18 protein-coding genes are annotated in these 18,366 nt (G+C 72.4%); 10 read left to right on the top strand and 8 right to left on the bottom strand.

All coding sequences use genetic code 11. The annotated features are described in order from the left end of the window. Positions 1-445 precede the first annotated feature (445 nt). From ACZ514_RS14900 to ACZ514_RS14910, 3 genes are read right to left on the bottom strand one after another with little or no spacing between them, the layout of a single operon-like run. Complete coding sequence (locus ACZ514_RS14900) at positions 446-1,690, bottom strand: MFS transporter (RefSeq protein ID WP_469124871.1); 1,245 nt, start codon at positions 1,688-1,690, stop codon at positions 446-448. Then, positions 1,687-2,841 carry a capreomycidine synthase gene (vioD, locus tag ACZ514_RS14905; protein ID WP_469124872.1) on the bottom strand — a complete coding sequence of 385 codons (1,155 nt, stop codon included), beginning with the start codon at positions 2,839-2,841 and terminating at the stop codon, positions 1,687-1,689. The genes ACZ514_RS14900 and vioD overlap by 4 nt, the downstream gene beginning before the upstream one ends. Positions 2,842-2,851: 10 nt before the next feature. Next, complete coding sequence (locus ACZ514_RS14910; RefSeq protein ID WP_469124873.1) at positions 2,852-3,136, bottom strand: TauD/TfdA family dioxygenase; 285 nt, start codon at positions 3,134-3,136, stop codon at positions 2,852-2,854. Positions 3,137-3,949: 813 nt separating this feature from the next. On the opposite strand from ACZ514_RS14910, the gene ACZ514_RS14915 reads away from it, so the two are divergent. Both ACZ514_RS14915 and ACZ514_RS14920 read left to right on the top strand, forming a co-directional pair. Continuing rightward, positions 3,950-4,861 (top strand): serine/threonine-protein kinase, encoded by a 912-nt coding sequence (locus ACZ514_RS14915; protein WP_469124874.1) that lies wholly within the window; start codon positions 3,950-3,952, stop codon positions 4,859-4,861. 62 nt (positions 4,862-4,923) lie between these two features. Continuing rightward, positions 4,924-5,112: a hypothetical protein gene (locus ACZ514_RS14920; RefSeq protein ID WP_469124875.1), complete on the top strand. Its 189-nt coding sequence runs from the start codon at positions 4,924-4,926 to the stop codon at positions 5,110-5,112. A 126-nt stretch (positions 5,113-5,238) separates the two neighbouring features. Here the strand turns inward: ACZ514_RS14920 and ACZ514_RS14925 are convergent, their stop codons facing one another. Beyond that, positions 5,239-5,550 carry a hypothetical protein gene (locus tag ACZ514_RS14925; RefSeq protein ID WP_468696705.1) on the bottom strand — a complete coding sequence of 104 codons (312 nt, stop codon included), beginning with the start codon at positions 5,548-5,550 and terminating at the stop codon, positions 5,239-5,241. A 362-nt stretch (positions 5,551-5,912) separates the two neighbouring features. Here ACZ514_RS14925 and ACZ514_RS14930 point away from each other — a divergent pair, with 362 nt between their 5' ends. Next, the gene (locus ACZ514_RS14930) at positions 5,913-6,794 is read left to right on the top strand and encodes a potassium channel family protein (protein WP_468168119.1); all 882 of its coding nucleotides are present in this window, start codon (positions 5,913-5,915) and stop codon (positions 6,792-6,794) included. A 320-nt stretch (positions 6,795-7,114) separates the two neighbouring features. Here the strand turns inward: ACZ514_RS14930 and ACZ514_RS14935 are convergent, their stop codons facing one another. The 3 genes from ACZ514_RS14935 to ACZ514_RS14945 form a co-directional block, all read right to left on the bottom strand. Beyond that, positions 7,115-7,879, bottom strand: a complete 765-nt coding sequence (locus ACZ514_RS14935) for a PIG-L deacetylase family protein (RefSeq protein WP_468168122.1) — start codon at positions 7,877-7,879, stop codon at positions 7,115-7,117. A 182-nt stretch (positions 7,880-8,061) separates the two neighbouring features. Continuing rightward, on the bottom strand, positions 8,062-9,966 hold the full coding sequence (locus ACZ514_RS14940) for an ABC transporter ATP-binding protein (RefSeq protein WP_469124876.1): 1,905 nt from the start codon (positions 9,964-9,966) through the stop codon (positions 8,062-8,064). Positions 9,967-10,528: 562 nt separating this feature from the next. Further along, positions 10,529-11,104, bottom strand: coding sequence for a snapalysin family zinc-dependent metalloprotease (locus ACZ514_RS14945; protein WP_469124877.1), 576 nt, complete (start codon positions 11,102-11,104; stop codon positions 10,529-10,531). A gap of 219 nt (positions 11,105-11,323) precedes the next feature. On the opposite strand from ACZ514_RS14945, the gene ACZ514_RS14950 reads away from it, so the two are divergent. From ACZ514_RS14950 to ACZ514_RS14980, 7 genes are all read left to right on the top strand, one after another. After that, positions 11,324-11,659, top strand: coding sequence for a hypothetical protein (locus ACZ514_RS14950; RefSeq protein ID WP_469124878.1), 336 nt, complete (start codon positions 11,324-11,326; stop codon positions 11,657-11,659). 471 nt (positions 11,660-12,130) lie between these two features. Beyond that, a complete protein-coding gene (locus ACZ514_RS14955; RefSeq protein WP_468696716.1) occupies positions 12,131-12,607 on the top strand; it encodes a cupin domain-containing protein in 477 nt (158 codons plus the stop codon). A gap of 293 nt (positions 12,608-12,900) precedes the next feature. Continuing rightward, positions 12,901-13,008, top strand: coding sequence for a keywimysin-related RiPP (locus ACZ514_RS14960; RefSeq protein ID WP_158688462.1), 108 nt, complete (start codon positions 12,901-12,903; stop codon positions 13,006-13,008). A 143-nt stretch (positions 13,009-13,151) separates the two neighbouring features. Continuing rightward, complete coding sequence (locus tag ACZ514_RS14965; RefSeq protein WP_468696719.1) at positions 13,152-15,029, top strand: lasso peptide isopeptide bond-forming cyclase; 1,878 nt, start codon at positions 13,152-13,154, stop codon at positions 15,027-15,029. A 4-nt stretch (positions 15,030-15,033) separates the two neighbouring features. Beyond that, the gene (locus ACZ514_RS14970) at positions 15,034-15,291 is read left to right on the top strand and encodes a lasso peptide biosynthesis PqqD family chaperone (RefSeq protein ID WP_468168140.1); all 258 of its coding nucleotides are present in this window, start codon (positions 15,034-15,036) and stop codon (positions 15,289-15,291) included. 94 nt (positions 15,292-15,385) lie between these two features. Next, entirely contained in the window at positions 15,386-15,802 is a 417-nt protein-coding gene (locus ACZ514_RS14975; RefSeq protein ID WP_468168143.1) for a lasso peptide biosynthesis B2 protein, read from the top strand. Between the two features lie 57 nt (positions 15,803-15,859). Further along, the gene (locus tag ACZ514_RS14980) at positions 15,860-17,578 is read left to right on the top strand and encodes an ABC transporter ATP-binding protein (RefSeq protein ID WP_469125018.1); all 1,719 of its coding nucleotides are present in this window, start codon (positions 15,860-15,862) and stop codon (positions 17,576-17,578) included. Positions 17,579-17,647: 69 nt separating this feature from the next. On the opposite strand, the gene ACZ514_RS14985 is transcribed toward ACZ514_RS14980, so the two are convergent. After that, positions 17,648-18,304, bottom strand: a complete 657-nt coding sequence (locus tag ACZ514_RS14985; RefSeq protein WP_468168146.1) for a helix-turn-helix transcriptional regulator — start codon at positions 18,302-18,304, stop codon at positions 17,648-17,650. Between the last annotated feature and the right edge of the window lie 62 nt (positions 18,305-18,366).

The raw sequence follows: 18,366 nt of genomic DNA on the forward strand, positions 1-18,366 counted from the left end.
TATGTGGCAGACCATCACAATCAGCGGCCCGGTTGTGTGCCGCATCACCACACCACCGCAGCTGACTCATTCTCGCCCCCGGAGGAAGCCCCTCCGCATAGTGCCGGATTTGCAGAATTCCGTACGTTTTAGAGGAGCGGTGCTGACTCCCGCGCTGGTTCGGTGCTGGTTACGCAGCGTCGAACTCCGACATTTGGCGCGGATCGGGTCCCAGCCTTGCAGCTTGAAGGCAACCGACAGGTGCGCCAGGGGAGGTGTTCCGACTGCGCCGGCATGCGCGCCCATGAGGCACGCTGACGGCGATGGCCAAGGACGTCGACATGCTGGGGGAACCCTTCTGGCGAATCGATCGGGTGTAACGGGTGGGGTGGAGGGGGCGCGGGCCGGGCCCGGCGCGCGAGGGTCTCCCCTCGTGGGAGCGCGCCCGGTGCGCGGTACCGACAGGTCAGGCCGCCTGGCGGCGCCGCACCGTGGCAGCGGTGAGGAGGGCCACGGCCACGAGGCAGCTCACGGCGGGCGCGGTGAGGGCGAGGTTCAACGGCAGGACGGTGAGGCCCAGACCGCTGGCCGCGAACCCGCAGGCTCCCGTGGTGTAGAGCCAGCCGAAGCCCTCGGAGCGCCGGTGTTCCGGAATGGTGCTCTCGACCGCGTAGGAGCGGATCGCGTTCAGGGGAGCGGTGCACAGGCCCGCGACGATCACGACGGTGAGCAGGGCGGTCCAGCTGCCTGCCTGCCCCACCCCGACGGCCGCCACGGCCACCACCGCCAAAAGAGCTCCCGCCTGCGCCCCTGGGCCGCCGGGCAGCCGGTCCGTCATCACGGTGTAGGCGATGCCCGCGAGGGCGCTGCTGCCGGCGAGGACCGTGATGATCGCTCCGCCGCCGAAGGTACCGGATCCCAGGCTCTGAGCCAGCGGAAGAGCCGCCGTTTCGATGGCGCCAAGGGTGTGGCTGAACGCGACGCCCACCGCCACCCAGGCGATGAATCCCAGGTTCCACAGCGGTTCGCGCTGCTTCTCGGATGCCTCGTCCCCGCCCTGGTCACCCTCGGGCGGGTTCTTCGGGGCAGGGCGTGCCGCTGTACGGGAGAAGGCCAGCAGGAGGGCCAGTACGGCGCAGCCGCCGGCCATCGCCGTCACACCGCCCAGCCAGCCGAACAGTACGATCGCGGCGCCGGCGATCAGCGGGGCACCGACGACCAGCAGCTCCATCATGGTGGCGTTGACGGCGAGCGCGCGCTGCACCAGCCCTTCCGGAACGGCAGCGTTGAGGAGCGTGCGGGTGAGTCCGGTCAGGCCGCCGAGGCCGAGGCCGGCCAACGCGCACAGCAGGCACAGCAGGGGCAGCGGCGCGCCGAGGCCGGCGGCCACGGCGACCGAACCCAGTCCCAGTGCCGCCAGAGTGGCGGAGGCCACTTGGACGGTCCGGCCCGACGTACGGTCCGCGACCCTGCCGATGAGGCCGGAGGAGACGACGTCGGCAAGGATCAGCGAGGCCACCATGACGCCTCCGTCCTTCGCGGAACCGGTGGCCACGGAGGCGAGACCGGCGAAGGCGATGGCCGCCATCAGAGCGGGCCCGTTCACGAGCTGGACGATGAGGTTCCAGACCCAGTAGGGCCGGTGGGCGAGCAGCTTCCGGACGGGGTGGGCGGGGAGCGTTTCCTCCGGGGCCGGTGATCCGGTGGTCATCCTGTTCCCCGTTCGGCCGACATGTCCGCCCCGGCCGTCCTGCGCACCCGTGCCGCCAGTAGATCGAGGCCCGCCTCGAGCTCGTGCGGGGGTCCGCCGAATCCGACCCGGATGCGGTCCGGGTGGTCGAAACAGTCACCCGGTACGACGAGAACCCCCTCCTCCGCTTCCAGGGCGTCGCAGAACGCGGTCACGTCCGGCACTCCCACGAGACGGGGGAAGGCGGTCACGCCACCCAGAGGCGCCGGCAGGTCGGTCTGCCCGGGATGCCGTGCGGCCCAGTCAAGAAGCAACGCACGGTTGTCGAGGGCGAGTTTCCGGTGCGGGGTCAGTATCTTGTCGGCGTCCTCCAGCGTCACCGCTGCCAGGTGCTCGGACACTGGTGAGGTGCTGATGGTGAGGTAGTCGCGCAGCCGCACCATGTCGGGGATCAGCGGGCGCGGGGCGACGCACCAGCCGACGCGCAGGCCGGGAAGGCCGTAGGACTTGGAAAGAGTGGAGAAGGACAGCGCCCGTTCCAGCTGATCGGTCGGCTCGGGCAGGGGATCGGCCTCGTGGGTGAGTTCGGCGAAGGATCCGTCCCAGAGCAGGTGGCAACCGTGGCTGTCGACCAGTCGAAGGAGGTCGTCGTACTGCGCGCGGGAAAGGGTCGTGCCGGTCGGGTTGTGGGGGAAGTTGACCACCACGGCCCGAGTGCGAGGCGTGAGTACCGCCCGCAGCAGCTCCAGATCCGGAACGAAGCCGTCCTCGGAGCGGAGTTCCCAGGTCCGCAGGCGGGCGCCGAGCGCTTCGGCGATGGAGGAGAGGGACTGGTAGACAGGGCGCAGGGTGACGATTTCGTCCCCGGGCTGCACCAGGGCGGCGATGGCGAGGAACAGGCTCTCGCTCGCCCCGTGGGTCGCCATCACCTGGTCCGCACGCCCTGGCGCGTAACGAGCGGCGATGGCCTCCCGCAGTCGCTCACTGCCCGTCGAGGGACTGTCCCGGAACGGAATGGCATCCAGCTCCGTGCTGTCGATGCTCAGGATTCGGCGCAGTTCGCCGAGCGTACAGGGGGTCGAGCCCGAACTGGAGATGTCGTAGCGGGCGGAGAAGTAGCGGTCGCGCAGCCAGTTCTCGGGCAGGGCGGGTGCGATGTCGTGAAGGGTCACGTGTTCTCCCTCAGCCGATCACACGTGTGTCGGCGCCGGCGCGGTCAGGACGGGTGCGCCGCAGATCGGCGACGACGTTGACGCGCTTGAGCCAGCGGTCCTGCCTGTCGTAGCGCGGGCGGAAGGAACGCCGACCGTGCACCACGTTGGGGTTGTCGACGAACGCGACGTCACCCGGCTCCAGGACGAAGTCGTACAACTGCTCGTCGAGGCGGGTGATGATCCAGCGCAGCGCCTCGGACGCATCGGCATCACCGTCCCGGGCGACCGTGAAGTCCCGGTCGATGCGCAGCACCGGTGCATCCGGGCTGCCGCCGAGGACGGACAGGCGGTTGATGGCCGGTCAGGGCGGGGACGGATACGTCGGTCACGCTTCTGGTCATTGCTTTTCACCCCCGGCCTGCGAGAGCGTGAGCGGTGCAGGCCTTTTGTCGGTTGCGGTGGAGCAGTTCTCGGCGTTGTCGTGTCGGCGTCCGAGCGCGCCGAAAGGGAGGGCCGCTGAGCCCTACGGCGCGAGAGGCCCCTCGTCGAAGCGGCGTGCCGGCAGTGGGGCTCATCCACGACCAGGCGATCTCCCGCGGTCACCCGAGGGCACCGGCCGGCGCGGCGGGGTGTTCCCCCGCGAGCGGTACGGCGTCGGGTCGCAGCGGTCAGGATGGCCTCAGTGCCGCGGTCCGCGACGTACGGCCGACACTCAAGCTCGAGTGAGGTGAGCGGTGTGCGCTCTCGGGGCTCCGCCGACGACAGCTTCGCGGCTCAGGCACGTCAGAGCGGCCGCCTCTGGCGCGGACACGGATCCTGTACAACCCCCCTCAATAATGGAATTGAAATTCCGTATGTTGGAAATCTAGCGGCGGAGGGTGTGACGGTCAACCAGATTTCGAACAGTTGATGCAATACCCAAGTCGGAGCCCCGCGTCCCTGTGCGATCGGATGATGCCGACGGCCTTGTACTGAGACCCACTCAGATGCGCAGCCCCACTGGCCTGGACGTGCGCCCGGGAGGGAGAGCCGGGGTGCGGTTGGGGCGGAAGTCGAACGGGCCGCACCGTCCCCGACACCGTGGCTCGCCTCGGTCTCCGTCAACGGGCCGTCGCCGGGCGCGGCCGTGGAGAAGGCGGGCCCGCTTCCCGAGGAGTCCGTACGTGGCCTCGCCGCCGGACTGGCCACCGCATTGGCCGAGATTCACCGGGTGGGGCTGATCCACCACGACCTCAAGCCCGAGAACGTCCTGCTCGCCGAGGACGGCGTACGTGTCATCGACTTCGGCATCGCGCGCGTCGCCGAGGGTACGGAGGCGACTGAACTGACGCAGACCGGCTGGGTGGTCGGCTCACCCGCGTTCATGTCACCGGAACAGGCCGAAGGCCGCGAACTGACCCCGGCCGGCGACGTGTTCTCGCTCGGCACGGTCCTGGTGATGGCCGCGACGGGCGAGAGCCCCTTCGCGGCTACGTCGATGGCGGGAACCCTCTACAACGTCGTGCACCTCGAACCCGATCTGTCCGCCCTTCCGCCAGGGCTCCGCATGGTCGTCAGGCCGTGCCTGGCCAAGGACCCGGCGGCCCGTCCCACTCCGGAGCAGCTCCTCACACTTCTCGGACCGGTCACACCCGCCGACCGACCGTGGCCGCACGCCGTGCACCGGACGATCACCGCCCAGCGGGCCGGCATCGACCGACTGCTCGGTGACACGGAACGAACGCTTGTGCCTGACCTGGCCCCCGACCTTCCCGCCGACGGGGGAACGACCGCGCCGAGCCGGACGCCCGCCCCCACGGCACCCCTGCCCCGGCCCCGTCGGCTCCCCGGGCGGGCATCGCCGTACTGGGGTCGGCCGAGGTATCTTCCCGGGCCCGGGATGTGCTGGAGCAGTGCATGCGATTGGAAAGGCTGGCACTGCGCCGGGCTGTGCTGCGGTCGGCGGTCGACGCGCTGGAGCGTCATTGGTGCCCGCGTAATCCAGAAGTCTGCGAGGATCCACACCATAACGCCGCCTTCGTCGCCTGGGACCTTCTGACCGGTTGGGGACGCCTTGAGGACGAGGACCGGTGGGAGAAGCGCGACTTTCTGGAGTGGGTGTTGGAGGAGAGCCGTGCCCTCACGGCGGACGAGGTGGCCCAGGTCCTTCAGGTGTCCGACTCCGTGGTGCACTGGGACGAGCTGATAGGCGGCCTGGTGCGCGATCCGCTGCTCGAAAGGTTTCATGCCGTACGAGACGAGTTCGCCGCCGCGACACACGGATCACTGACCACCACGGCCAGCTGGTGACCTGAGTCGGAGCCTGCCTGCTGGATCACCCCACGGGTTCGCCTCTGCCCCAGCCGATCATCCTCCCGGCAAGAGAGGGACCGTGTCGATCGAACGTTGTGCCCAGCGAAGGATCTCTGACGCAGGTCACTGATGGCTTGTCACCGGCTCCCCTTTCACAGCACGGGCGGCACCGAGATCTCGGGCGGGTTGTGCGCGCTCGGTGAGCAGGTGCCGGAAGCTTGCCAGGGCATAGCCTTCGTCGGTTCGGGCGGCGGGGCCGGGGATGCGGGCGACGTCCGCGAGAAGCTGCTGGGGCTGGGACTGCCAGCCGGCGGTCAGTACGCGCAGGCCCAGGTATTCGGCGCGCCGGTGCAGGTCGAGGAGGAGCAGCAGCCCGTCCAGGTCCATGCCGGCCACGCTGTGCAGGTCGATCAGCAGTACTCGCTCGCCGGTCACCCGCTGGCCCGGGCGATGGTCGCCGGATCCTCCGACGCCCACCCGCTTCCGGGCCGTATCGAGCGGGCACTGCACCGTGCGGTAGAGGCGGCTCGGCAGTCAGCCACGGAACCGGTCAGCCGGTGGCCGCGGCTGCTGCCGTCCCGGCCGGACGCCGCGGAGGCCCTGGCCCGGTTCTCCGAGCGGGATCCTCAGCGGTGCAGGTCGGTTCCGGGAGGTGTCGGGGCGGGCTTCCAAGGGCCGGTGATGCGATCGTTATCCGGATCCGAGGCTCCTGAGCGAACAGGTTCGTGCCGGAAGGGGGATCGCCCATGTGGGTTCCCGCGAGGGGCTGGTGACGCCGTCAGGGGAAGGTGACGAGGATGAACTGGCTGATCACCTTCGCGGGCGCGGTCCTCGTGTCGGTCGTCCTGCGGGACGTGTTCCACACCCTGTGGCACCCCACGCGCCACGGCGGCCTCAGTCGCCTGGTCATGACGGCGCTCTGGCGGCTGTCATCCCGCCGGCCGCTGCGTCGCGGGCCCTCAGGGCTGGCGGGCCCCGTCGCGATGGTGGTCGTCGTCGCCGTGTGGGCCCTCACCGCGGTCGTGGGATGGGCTCTCGTCTACTGGCCCCACATGCCGCGGGCCTTCACCTACGCCTCCGGTCTGCGCCCCGCCGAGCACGCGGACTTTCCGGACGCCCTGTACGTATCCCTGGTCCACATCTCCACCCTCGGCCTCGGTGACATCGCGCCCGCCGAGGGATGGCTCCGCATCCTCGCCCCCGTGGAGGCCATCGTCGGCTTCGCCCTGTTCAGCGCCACGGTGGCCTGGACCCTCGGCATCTACCCCGCCCTCGCCCGGCGCCGTGCCCTCGCCTTGCGGATCTCGCACCTCGCCCGTACCCGTCCTTCGACGGAGCAGATCGACGCCGACGCGGGCGCGGCCATCCTCGACGGCCTGGCCCGGGCCGTCTCCGTGGTGTCCGTCGACTTCCAGCAGTACGCCGAGTCGTACTATTTCCACGACGGGGACGACCGCACCTCCCTCGCCCGCCAGATCACCTGGGCCCTGAACCTGGCGGACCAGGCGGCGGGTGCCCGTCACCCGGACGTCCGGCTCTCCGCCGCGGTGCTGCGGGCGGCGCTGGACGACCTGGCGGCCATCCTCGACGAACGCTTCCTGCATGCCGGAGGCACGGCGCGCGAGGTCTTCGCGGCCTTCGCGGGCGATCACGGCCGCCACGCCGGGGGCGGCGCCTGACCCGCGCGGCTCCACGACTCCGGGACGGACGGGGCGAGAGCCGACCGGAACACGGCCCCCTGCGCCCCCCGAACACGTCCGCTGCCCCTGTCCCGAGGGCCCCGGTCCCTGCCCCGGACGAGGGCGCCCGCTCCCTGGTCGACTCCGTGCTGGGCCCGCGACGAGACCGGGCGCCTCCTCGTACCGCAGCCCCCACCCCACCGCCGGTCTGTCTGCAGCAGATGACCGACCACACTCAACACCGCCTCGGCGCGGGGAACGCCGGACGGCTGGAAGGCCTTCGGTGTTGCCGGTCCGGGACGGCACCCGGGGGGCTCTCCCTATAGCGCGAGCTGGGTGAGCCCGCTGGCGGACTTCGCAGGGCTGAGGCGGGAGAAGTATTCCGTCCCGATGATTCTGTTCCGGGCCGGCTCGGGAAGGCGGGAGAGGAGGGCGGGGAGCGGGCGTTGCTTCACGACCTCGCTGCGGTGCGCGAGGATCGCCCGCCACTTCCTGTCGAGCCAGGGTCGGACGTCGACCGTCACGGTGATCATCTCGTCCGGCACGCTGAGGACCGACTTGTCCGCTCCGGCGAGCAGAGGACCGAGGTCGTCCAGGGCGGAGTGAGGGTGGGTGGCGGTGTAGAGAGCCGCGGGCTGCCAGGGTTCCCCGGCGTCGGGGTAGAGGTGCTCCAGCCCGGCGGCCGTGAACGCCAGGGTGGTGACGCGGTGGGTGTGCCGGTGGTCGGGGTGGCCGGTGAGCTGGCCGTAGGCGTCGTGGGTGACCACGATCTCGGGCCGGAACTGTCTGATGTGCCGCACGAGTTCACTGATCACCTCGTCGATCGGTGCGTCGCACAGGCGTGGGCGGCCCGGAGCGGACTGGGGGATGCGGTGGTCGGCGTACCCGAGCATGCGGGGTACGCCGGCGCCGAGGGCCGCCGTGGCGTCCGCGAGTTCCGCGGCACGGTGGCTGTCGGGGGCCCAGGTGGTGGTGACGACGGTCGTCCGGGCACCGGAGCCGGCGTGCGCGGCGAGGACTCCGCCGGCGACGAGGGCTTCGTCGTCGGGGTGGGCGAAGACGCCGAGCAGACTGGGCAGCGGCACGGTGGCCTCCTGGTGGGTCAAGGTAGGCGGTGGTCAGGGGACGGATGTGGGGGAGGGAGGGCGGCCTCGGGACCTCGGTGGTGAGCGCGGGACCGTTGGCCCGGGCCGCAGTTGAGCCGGGGACGAGGAAGCGCCTGCTCGGCCGGCAGTGAGAGGGGACGGGTGTGACGGGGCGGGGCCGGTCAGCGGTCCTGGGAGAGTTCCAGCAGTTCGGCGAAGGTTCCGCCGGCGTGGACGAGGTCGTCGTACCGGCCCTGTTCCGTGATCCGGCCGTCCTCCATCACGATGATGTGGTCAGCGATCTTGGTGTTCTCCAGGCGGTGGGTGACCACGATCGTGATGCGGTCGGCGGCGATGGCCTTGATCCGCTCGAAGATCTGGTGCTCGCCCCGGGGGTCCATCTGCGAGGTGGGCTCGTCGAGGATCAGCAGGTCCGGTTGCCTGTAGAGGGCCCTCGAACAGGCGATGCGCTGCCACTGCCCGCCGGAGAGTTCCGAGCCGCCGAACACGTCGCGGGCCAGGAGGGTGTCCAGGCCCGCGGGCAGGTCCTCGACGGCCTCACGCAGGCCGACCGCGTCGACGGCCTCCCATACGGAGGCGTCGTCGTGGGTACGGGGCTGGCCGAGGGTGACGTTCTCGCGGACCCGCAGCGGCCACTGGGCGAAGATCTGCGGCACCAGGCCGGTGTTCGCCCACACCGTGGCGGGGTCCACCTCGGCCAGGTCGGTGCCGTTCCACGTGACCTTGCCCTTGTCGGGCAGGTAGATCCCGGTCAGCAGCCGGGTGAGGGTGGACTTGCCCGACCCGTTCGCGCCGACGATCGCGAGGATCTGTCCGCGCCGCAGGGCGAGCGAGACACCGTCCACGGCGGGCTTGTCCTTACCCGGGTACTGGTAGACGACTTCCTCGAGCCGGATCTCCTCGGTCGGCGCGGCGTGCGCGCGCGGGCCGCGCTGGGGGGCGCGGGCGGCGGCGTCGTCGAGGAAGGCCTGCATGTCACCGAGGTACAGGCTGGTGTGGAAGACCGCGGCACCGTTGACGACCACTTGGGAGAGCGCGGCGAGCGTGGTCTGCACGGCGATGACCGCCGTCGCCGCGACCGCGAGCTCGACCCGTCCGGACACCGCCAGCCACGCCAGCGCGCCCCAGGTCGCGACGAGGAACACGCCGCCGGCCAGCGCGGAGAGCAAGGCGATCCGCAGGGTCCGCGGGGCGGCGGCCAGGGTGCGCCGGTCACACCGGTCGGACAGGGCCCGGTACCAGTGGATGAGGTAGTCGGTCATCGAGTTGGCGCGGACCTCGTCGCCGTACTTCGAGGTGGTCGCCCACCAGCGCATCATGCCGCGCACGTTGCGGTCGGCGACGTTCGCGTAATGGATCTCGTAGTCGACCCGGGCGGTCAGGATCGCGCCGACACCGGCCGGCAGCACCGCGAGCAGCAACGGCGGCAGCATCCACGGGTTCAGCACCGACAGCACGCCGCCGGCGGTGACCATGCGGATCAGCGCGGACAGGAACCGCTGGGCGTCGGTGACCATGACGTGCGTGCGGATCACCCCCATCTCGGCCGCCTCGTGCCGGTCCGAGAAGCCGTCCTCCGCGTACGCCGAGGCCTCCACCCGGCACACCGCCTCGACCAGCGCGGAGTCCGTCTCCGACGTCAGCCGCGGAGTGATCCGCCGCTCGGCGTACGTGGCGACCGCGCCTGCCGTACGCACCAGCGCCGCGGCGAGCGCCACCACCAGCAGTGCCGGCAGGGCACCGCGCAGCCGCTCCCCGGCGGTGCCGTCCCCGAGGACCGGCGCCATGGCCCGGGCCGTGGCCGCGAGCACCACGGCGGCGGAGACGCCCGTGACCAGCTGGCAGGCGAGCAGGAGCTGCACGGCCCGCCGGTCGGTCCGCCACGACAGCCGCGCGATGCGGCCCAGGACGGCCGGGATCTGCGCGCACATCCGCCGGAAGGAGACTTCGGCGAGGGGGTTGACGGAGTACTGCCCGCTGTAGGTGATCTCCGCGGGCGGCGGTGGCGGGGGCGGCGGGGGGAGGGGTGGGGTGGGCTGGTGTTCGTTCGTGGCAGCCGATGTCAACGTGGTCCCCCTGGCGTTCGTCCGGTGTGGTCGTGAGGCTTAACGACCACGCCGGGATATCGAACTGGTGTGTTTCAGTCGCTGCGGATTTCCCGGGACGGAGCGCGTGTCGGCGTGTGGTGGATGCACCGACCCCTCTGCCGCAACGGGCGTGCGGAGCAGCGTGGTTGGCCGAAACGCCGAGGCCGCCGTGCGCGGTCCGCCGAGACGGCGGGACCGGTGCGGCCATGCCGTCGCGGGGGTGGTGGGCCGGTCCCCGATCCGCTCCCCGGGTGCCCGCTCGTTCGACCCGGGCCTCCCCTTCAGGGGTACGACGGACGGTGACACCACGTGCGTCGTCGGGCCGGTCTCCGCGTCAACCGGCGCAGGGGGTCGCCAGGCGTGGGGGAGCGGGCGGCGGCGCACGCGGCCGCCCCGGCTGTCGGGGCACGTTGAACGTGGTCGCGCGGCCCCCTCGCCCGCCACCGCCAGGCGGACGGCAGCCTTGCCGTCCGCCTGGATCACCGAGCCGCAGCTCTCGTCGGGGCGCCGACGGTGACGGTGGTCGGCCCCGTTCCGCCCGTCAGGGTGCGTCGACGAGGATCCGGCCGTCGGCGGGCACGCCCGCCGTGAGGCCGCTCGCGTACGCGGACTGCACGCGGGACCGCTCCGTGGCGTCCGGTACGGCGTTGGTGCAGGCCGTCCCGGCGCTGGATCCGGACATCAGCTGGGTGCACGGTCCCGGCTTGGTGTCCGGGAGGCCCAGGCTGTGGCCCAGTTCGTGCGCCGTGATGCGCGTCTTGTCGTACCCCTGGCTCACGGCCTGCGCGCCGAGTTCGACCCGCACCTGCCGCCCCGGGCGGACCGGTCCCAGGGTGGCCTGCGGCCAGCCGGTGGTGGCCACGATGACGATCTCGGCCCGGACGCCCGGCGCGGCCTTCACCAGCCGCACGTTGCTGACGTTCGCGTTCCAGGACGCGACCCCGGCCGCGACGGCGGTTTCCCAGCCGCCGGCGCGGCTGTCGTCGTAACGAAGCGTCACTGCCGCCGCGACGGCATCGGCCGGCGCGGGCGTGGGTGCCGCGGCCGCGGCGGTCGCCGCGGTGAGGACGAGCGCCGCCGCGGCGGTGCCGACTTTCGCACAGGTGCCCAGGAACATGGTCGTGCTCCTTCAGGTGGGGGGGCGGGTCCGGCCCCTGCGGCGGAGCCGGGGTGTCGGAGGCGCCGCCGCCCGTCAAGGGTCCGGACGTTCGGACAGCCGCTCCTCCGGAGCTCTAAGAAGGTAGCCCCGCACCCGCTTGACTGGTCATGCACCTGCCAGCCATTTACGTGTGGCGCTCCGGCCGGTGCCCGGTCAGCGGGCAGTGCACCCGAGGGAGTGCAGACGGACTGGGACCACCGTCGCGTCCCCAGGCGGACGGGGAACTCCGAGCTGGGCCGGCAGCACTTCTCCCGGCCGCACGGCACCACGAGCTGCCGGCTCGTCAACGCCGCCCTCAACGGCAGGCCCGGCAAGCCGTCCGACCGGCGGCGCGACCTCGAGTACTGGGGATCCGCCCTCAGGAACGGCCGTCAGGTCGACTTCGTGGTCAAGGTCCGCTACGCCGGGACCACGGCCGACGGCAGGTGCGAAGCGCCCGGGGCGAAGGGGAAGGCCGGCGTTGTCACGGCCTACTGCCGCGGGATGCGGACATGCCCGTCATGGGTGAACTGACCTGCTCCGAGGGCTGCCTCGTCCGCGCGCAGCACGCCGTTTCCGCGGCCCGGCAAACTCCTCCTGGACGGCAGCGCTCTGGTGGAAGGCGGGGGGCCGGTCCTGCCCGTGTGACCGTGCTCCGGAACCCGAGGGGCCGCGGGGCTTCTACTTCGAGCGCCCCGGCGAACCGAGGCTCTACCCGTGACCGACCGGCCGGGATGAGGCTCCTCGCCCCCGGGCGAGCCGTGCCTCTCCTCGTACCGGTCCGGCGGGTCCTCCTCGCACGCGCGGTGCGGTGGCGTCACGGCGCGGCCACCTGGTCGGCAGGCGCCCGCTCCCCTGCGACGCCGAGCTGCCGCACGTGACCGTGACAGTCCGGCTCGAGTGTCACTGGCGCCGGGCCGCGACACCCCGGTGAGTCTGGAAGGGTTGGCACGGCGCACCACCTGCGCCCGAACGCGTACCACCTCCGTCGACCGGGAGAGAAGCATGACCATCAAGGACATCGGGCCCGAACCCCAGAGTTTCGACCTCGAGCAGGCGACGCTGGAGAACAGCGACTACCGCTCGGTCGCCTGGTCCGGGAAGTACCTCCAGCTGACCCTCATGTCGATCCCCGTGGGTGAGGACATCGGCCTGGAGGCGCACCCGGAGACCGACCAGTTCCTCCGCCTCGACGCCGGCCGGGGCCGCGTCCAGATGGGCCCCGCGAAGGACCGGCTCGACTTCGACCGGGAGGTCGAGGACGGCTGGGCCGTCTTCGTACCCGCCGGCACCTGGCACAACGTCACCAACACCGGCGACGAGCCCATGCGGCTGTACGCCGTGTACGCGCCGGTCCACCACGCGGCGGGCAACGTCCACGCGACGGCCGCCGACGCGGAGCGCGACGAGGACTCGGGCAACGACGAACCCCCGGTCTGGTCCGTCCAGCCCGGCCGGCAGCCGTCGGACGAGCACGCCTGACCGCCGGCGGGGGACCGGGAGAACGAACCCTGGAAAAGTATGTTTTCGCTTCCCCGGTGGTACGGGCGGGACGTGTGAGGCCGGATGTCCTCGAAAGGGGCGGCGGGCGGAACCGTTCAGGGGCGCGCGGGGTCACGTGAGCGCCGTGGGCGCACGGCGAGCGAAGCGGAAGCGCCCTGTGATGATCTGCTCGTCCTACGTAGCGTGGTGAAAGCGGAATGACCGATCTCCGGATCGGGAACCGCCGCATGCGCATGCAGACCGCACGTCCCCCAGCGAAAAGGAGTTCGACCATGACGTATGAGCGCCCCACCCTCACCAAGGCCGGCAGCTTCCGCAAGGTGACCGGGATCAAGAACACGGGGCCCAAGGACGTCCTCGGCGGCAAGCAGCTCCTCTGACATGAGGGCCCGGCCCCGCCGCCGAACAGGCGGCGGCGGCCGGGCCGGCGGGGGGCGGCCCCCAGCCGCCCCCGCCCCCGCCCACCAGGCCACCTGCCTCCCGGCCCCCGCTTCCCGCACACCGCCGACCGAAGGCCGCAGTCGTGGAAGACTCCCTGTCACTCCAGACCCTGCCCACCTGGTTCGCCGTCCTGCCCGACACCGACGCGGCCGCCGCCGTCGCCGCCCGCGCGCTCGCCCACGCCGACCAGGCCCTGCGCCACCCCTCCGGACGCCCCTGGCTCGTGGGGCGCTGGACACCGTCCAGCATGGTGGTGGGCGCGTGCGGAGGAACCCGCGTCGCCGTGCTCGGCGAACACTCCGTCACCGCCGAAGCGGCCCGGCGCGCCGCCACGGCCGTCGAAGGCACGTCCCTGTCGGCGCTCGACCGCGTCAGCGCCACCTGGGCCGGCAGCCTCCACCTCGTGGCCGGCAGCGGCCGACGGGTCCGGGTCCAGGGCGGCGCCGTCGGCATCAGGCGGGTGTTCTTCACCGATGCCGCCCTCCCGGCGGCCGGCGGCGTCAGCCTGGCCTCCGACCGGGCGGACGTACTCGCCGAACTCGTCGGCGCCCCGCTCGACGAACGCAGGCTCGCTCTCGAACTGCTCACCCTGGGCGTGCCGCACCCGCTGTCGGGCTCCCCGATGTGGAAGGGGGTACACGCCCAGCCCGGCGGCCACTACCTGACGCTCGACGCCGACGGCCGGGCGCGGCAGACCCGCTGGTGGGCGCCGCCCGAGCCCCACCTGTCCCTGGCCGAAGGCGCCGTGCGCTTCCGGGAGGCGCTGACCGCCGCCGTCGCCACGCGCACGCGCGGGCGCGAGCGGGTGACGGCGGACCTGGGCGGCCTCGACTCCACCGCCGTGTGCTGCGCCGCCGCCCGCGGGGACGCCAAGGTCGCGGCGTACACCGCCGCCATCCACGACGAACTCGGTGACGACGTGTACTGGGCGCGCCGCACCACCCAGGGCCTGGGAACGGTCGAGCACCACGTCGTCCCCGCGGCCGAACTGGCCATGACCTTCGACGGGATCGACGCGCTCGACGACCTCCTGGACACCCCCAGCATCCTCACGGTCGACCGCAACCGACGCATGCACATCGTCGCGCTGGCGGCAGCCGGCGGATCGACCCTGCACCTGACCGGCCTGGGGGGCGACGAACTCCTCGCCGGAGCACCCGCCCGCCTCCACGCGCTGGTGGGTACGCACCCCCTCACCGCCCTGCGCGACCTGCGCGGATACACCGCGAAGTACCAGTGGTCCCGATGGCGCGTGCTGCGCCAGCTGCTGGACCGCCGTTCCTACCGCGCCTGGCTCGCCAGGGTCGCCCGTGACCTGGACGCACCCCCGGCCCCGGCGGACGAACCGCTGCTGGACTGGTCGGCGCCGCCCCGCATGCCGGGCTGGGCCACGCCCGAGGCCGTGGACGCGGTGCGCGAACTGCTCCGCAGCCACCTCCCGGACGCCGAGCCCCGTGGCCGCGGGCACGGTGAGCACCGGGAGATGGCCGCGATGGACGGCATCTCCCAGTGGACCCGGCACATCGGCCAGATGGCCGCCCCGCTGGGCATCACGGTCGCGGCCCCCTACTACGACGACCGGGTGATCGAGGCGGCCCTCGCCGTCCGGCCGCAGGAGCGGATCACTCCGTGGCGGTACAAGCCGCTGATCGTCGAGGCCATGCGCGGCATCGTCCCCGAGGCCAGCCGCACCCGCGGCACCAAGGCCAACGCCACCTTCGAGGAGGAGGCGGGACTGCGCCGCCACCGCGCCCGGCTGCTCGCCCTGTGCGAGGAGTCGCGCCTCGCCCGGCTGGGTCTCGTCGACGCGGCGGCGCTGCGCGAGTGGTGCAGCCGCGCCCTGTCGGCCGAGAGCGAGAGCTACCTGCTGCACCCGACGGTGGCCTGCGAAGTATGGCTGCGCTCCCGGGAGATGACGCCGTCCCCGAGGCCGCGCCCCCTGACCCGACCGGAAAGGTGATCCGATGTGCACGCTGAAGCCCGGGATCCTGCTGACCGAGACCGAGTACGGCATGGCCCTGCTCGACCAGAAGAGCGCCGCGTACTGGACCCTCAACCCCACGGCGGCCCTCGTGCTCCGCGAACTCCTGGACGGCCACGGCGCCGAACGGGCGGCGGCGGCCCTCGTCGAACGGTACGAGGGAGTGGACACCGACGTGGCCGCACAGGACGTCATGAGCATCGTCGAGGAGTTCCGTTCCGCAGGGCTCATCACGCCGTAGCCGGCCACGGCCGCCGGACCGGGCCCACGGCACAGCTCAGCACAGCGCACCACACCACCGGCCGCCGGCCGCCCCGCCGAAGGGACACGCACCGATGTCGACCCCGGAAGCCGTTCCCTACCACCCCCGCTCCGTCCCCCTGGGCCGCCGCCTCGGGGCGCGCGTCGTGATCGGCTGCGCCCACGTGCTGGCCACCCTTCCGCCCGCGCGGATCCGGGCCGTGCTGGCCCTGCTGCGCCGCGGGTCCCGGCCCGCCACGCTGGCCGAGGCGGAAGCGGCCCGGGAGACGGTGCTCGCCGTGAGCCTGGCCGCGGGCGGACACAAGGGCTGCCTGCCCCGGTCCCTGGCTACCGTGCTGCTGTGCCGCTGCCGCGGCCAGTGGCCCACCTGGTGCGTGGGGGTGCGCACCCGCCCGCCGTTCGCCGCGCACGCCTGGGTGGAAGCCGAGGGCGAAGCGGTCGGCGAGGGCACGCCGGCCGGATACTTCCAGCGCTTCTTCGCGGTGGAGTGACCCGTGCCCCCCGCGACGCGCGCCCTCATCGGGCACCTCCGGCCCCAGCGCGGCCCCATGGGCGCGGGTGTCCTGCTGGGGCTGATGGGCAGCGCGATGGGCCTGGCCCAGCCCCTGGCGGCCAAGCAGGTGATGGACGACATGGGCCGGGGAGCACCGGCGTACGGCCCCGTGATCGCCCTGAGCGCGCTGGTGGCGGCGGGGGGAATCCTCGCCGGCCTCGGGCACTACGTACTGGACCGGTCCGCGGAGTCCGTCGTCCGCACCGCCCGGCTCCGCCTGACGGACCGTCTGCTGGCCCTGCGGGTCCCGGTGGTGGAGCGCACCGAACCGGGGGACCTGATCTCCCGCGTCACCTCCGACACGGCGCTCCTGCGGCAGAGCGCCCCGCGGGCGGTGTCGGCGGCGGTCACCGGCACGTTGATCACCCTCGCGACGGTGGTGATGATGGGCCTGCTCGACCCCGTGCTGCTCGGGGTCACCCTCGGCGTGATCGCGTTCGTCGGCGTCGTCGTCGCCGTCGTGTCCCCGCGGATCGGCCGGGCGACCCGGCACACGCAGGAGGCGGTCGGCCGCATGGGCGCCGCGCTGGAACGGGCCCTGGGCGCCTTCCGCACCATCAAGGCGTCGGGTGCCGAACAGCAGGAGGCGCGAGCGCTGTACCGGGCGGCCGAGCACGCCCGGCGCACCGGTGTCCGCGCCGCCGCCTGGGAAGCGGTGTCCGCGACCCTCTCGGCCGTCGTGGTGCAGGTCTGCTTCCTGGTCGTGCTGGGGGTGGGGGGCGCCCGCGTCACCTCCGGAGCCATCGGGGTCTCCACCCTGGTCGCGTTCCTCCTCTACCTGTTCGCGCTGGCTCCCCGGATCGGCCAACTGGTGGAAGGCGTCGTCCAGTTCCAGATCGGTTCGGCCGCCGCCGCCCGGATCCTGGAGGTCGAGCGCATGGAGGTGGAGAGCCTGGAGGCCGCGAGCCCGGAGGCGTCCCGGGGCGCGGACGGCGCGATGGGAGGGGGTGCGAGCCGGTCGCACGGCGATCCGCTGCCCGCCCGCGTGGCCTTCCGCGAGGTCCGCTTCGCCTACCGCCCCGGGCTGCCCCCGGTGCACCGGCGTGTCTCCTTCACCGTTCCCGGCGGAGGCCTGACCGCGTTCGTCGGCCCCTCCGGCACGGGCAAGACCACGGTCTTCTCCCTGATAGAACGCTTCTACGAGCCGGACGGCGGGCACGTACTGCTGGACGGGAAGGACGTGCGGCAGTGGCCCCTGGCGGAACTGCGCTCCGCCATCGGATACGTGGAGCAGGACGCGCCCGTCCTCGCCGGCACCCTGCGCGAGAACCTGACGCTGGGCGCGGTCGACGCCACGGAGGAGGAACTCCGCCACGCCCTGCGCCTCGTCCGCCTCGACGGGGTGACGGACCGCCTGCCCCACGGCCTCGACACCGACGTCGGCCACCGCGGCAGCAGGCTCTCGGGCGGAGAGCGCCAGCGCGTCGCGATCGCCAGGGCCCTGCTGCGCCGCCCGAGGCTGCTGCTGCTCGACGAAGCCACTTCGCAGCTCGACGCGGCCAACGAGGCGGCGCTGCGCGACACCATCACCGACGTCGCCGGCCGCATCACCGTCCTCGTCGTCGCCCACCGCCTGTCCACGGTCACCACGGCCGACCGCATCGTCGTGATGGAGGCGGGCCGCGTACGGGCGGTGGGCACCCACGCCGAACTCCTCACCGGGGACGCCCTCTACCGGGAACTGGCCACCACGCAGCTGCTGAACGGCCGGTGAGCGCCGGCAGCGACAGAGTGCCGGCCGTCCCCGGCGGCCCGTCGACCGCCAAGTTCCGGAAGGGGCGGCCTAGATGTAGCCCTCGCGCAGTGCGTAGGCCACCGCGTGGGCCCGGTTGCGCAAGTGGAGGCGGGTCGTCACGGTGTGGAGCACGTTCTTGACCGTCCGCTCCGAGTAGGCCAGCTTGGCCGCGATCTCTCCGGTGTCCAGGCCGTCCGCCACCAGTCGCAGGACGTCCGCTTCCCGCGGCACCATCCCCATCGTGGCCGGAGCCGAGCCCGCTGCGCCGGGCGCGCTGTTGCGCAGACGTCCCATGTGGGCGATGAGCTTGCCCAGGAGATCGGCGGGGAAGTCGCCGTCTCCCCGTTCCGCGGCGAGGACGGCTTGGAGCAGGCGCGCGCCGTTGGCCTCGCGTCGCCAGAGGATCGACGTGACGCCGCAGGCGACCACGTCGAACAGCTCCGCTTCCCTGAGCCGGTCCACGACCAGGACGACCCGGACGGCTTCGGCGCGGACGAGCCGGCGCACGTTCGACAGGACGGCCTCGTCCACCGAGTCGGCGAGCAGCAGCGCGACCTGGCCGGGCTCGTGCCGCGCGTCGTCCGTGAGCGCTATCTCCGGGTACGGACGGAGCTCGCTCACGACTCCGGCCCGGGAAATCGGGTCCGGGGCGTGAATGACAACCGGGACCCGACGAAACGTGCTGACTCCGTCGACGCACTGCATCACAGTTCATGTCTCCTTGTTCTCGTGGCGGACCCGAATGAAGGGACCCGTGCGAGCGGGCC

This window comes from Streptomyces sp. NPDC034086 (assembly GCF_055575515.1).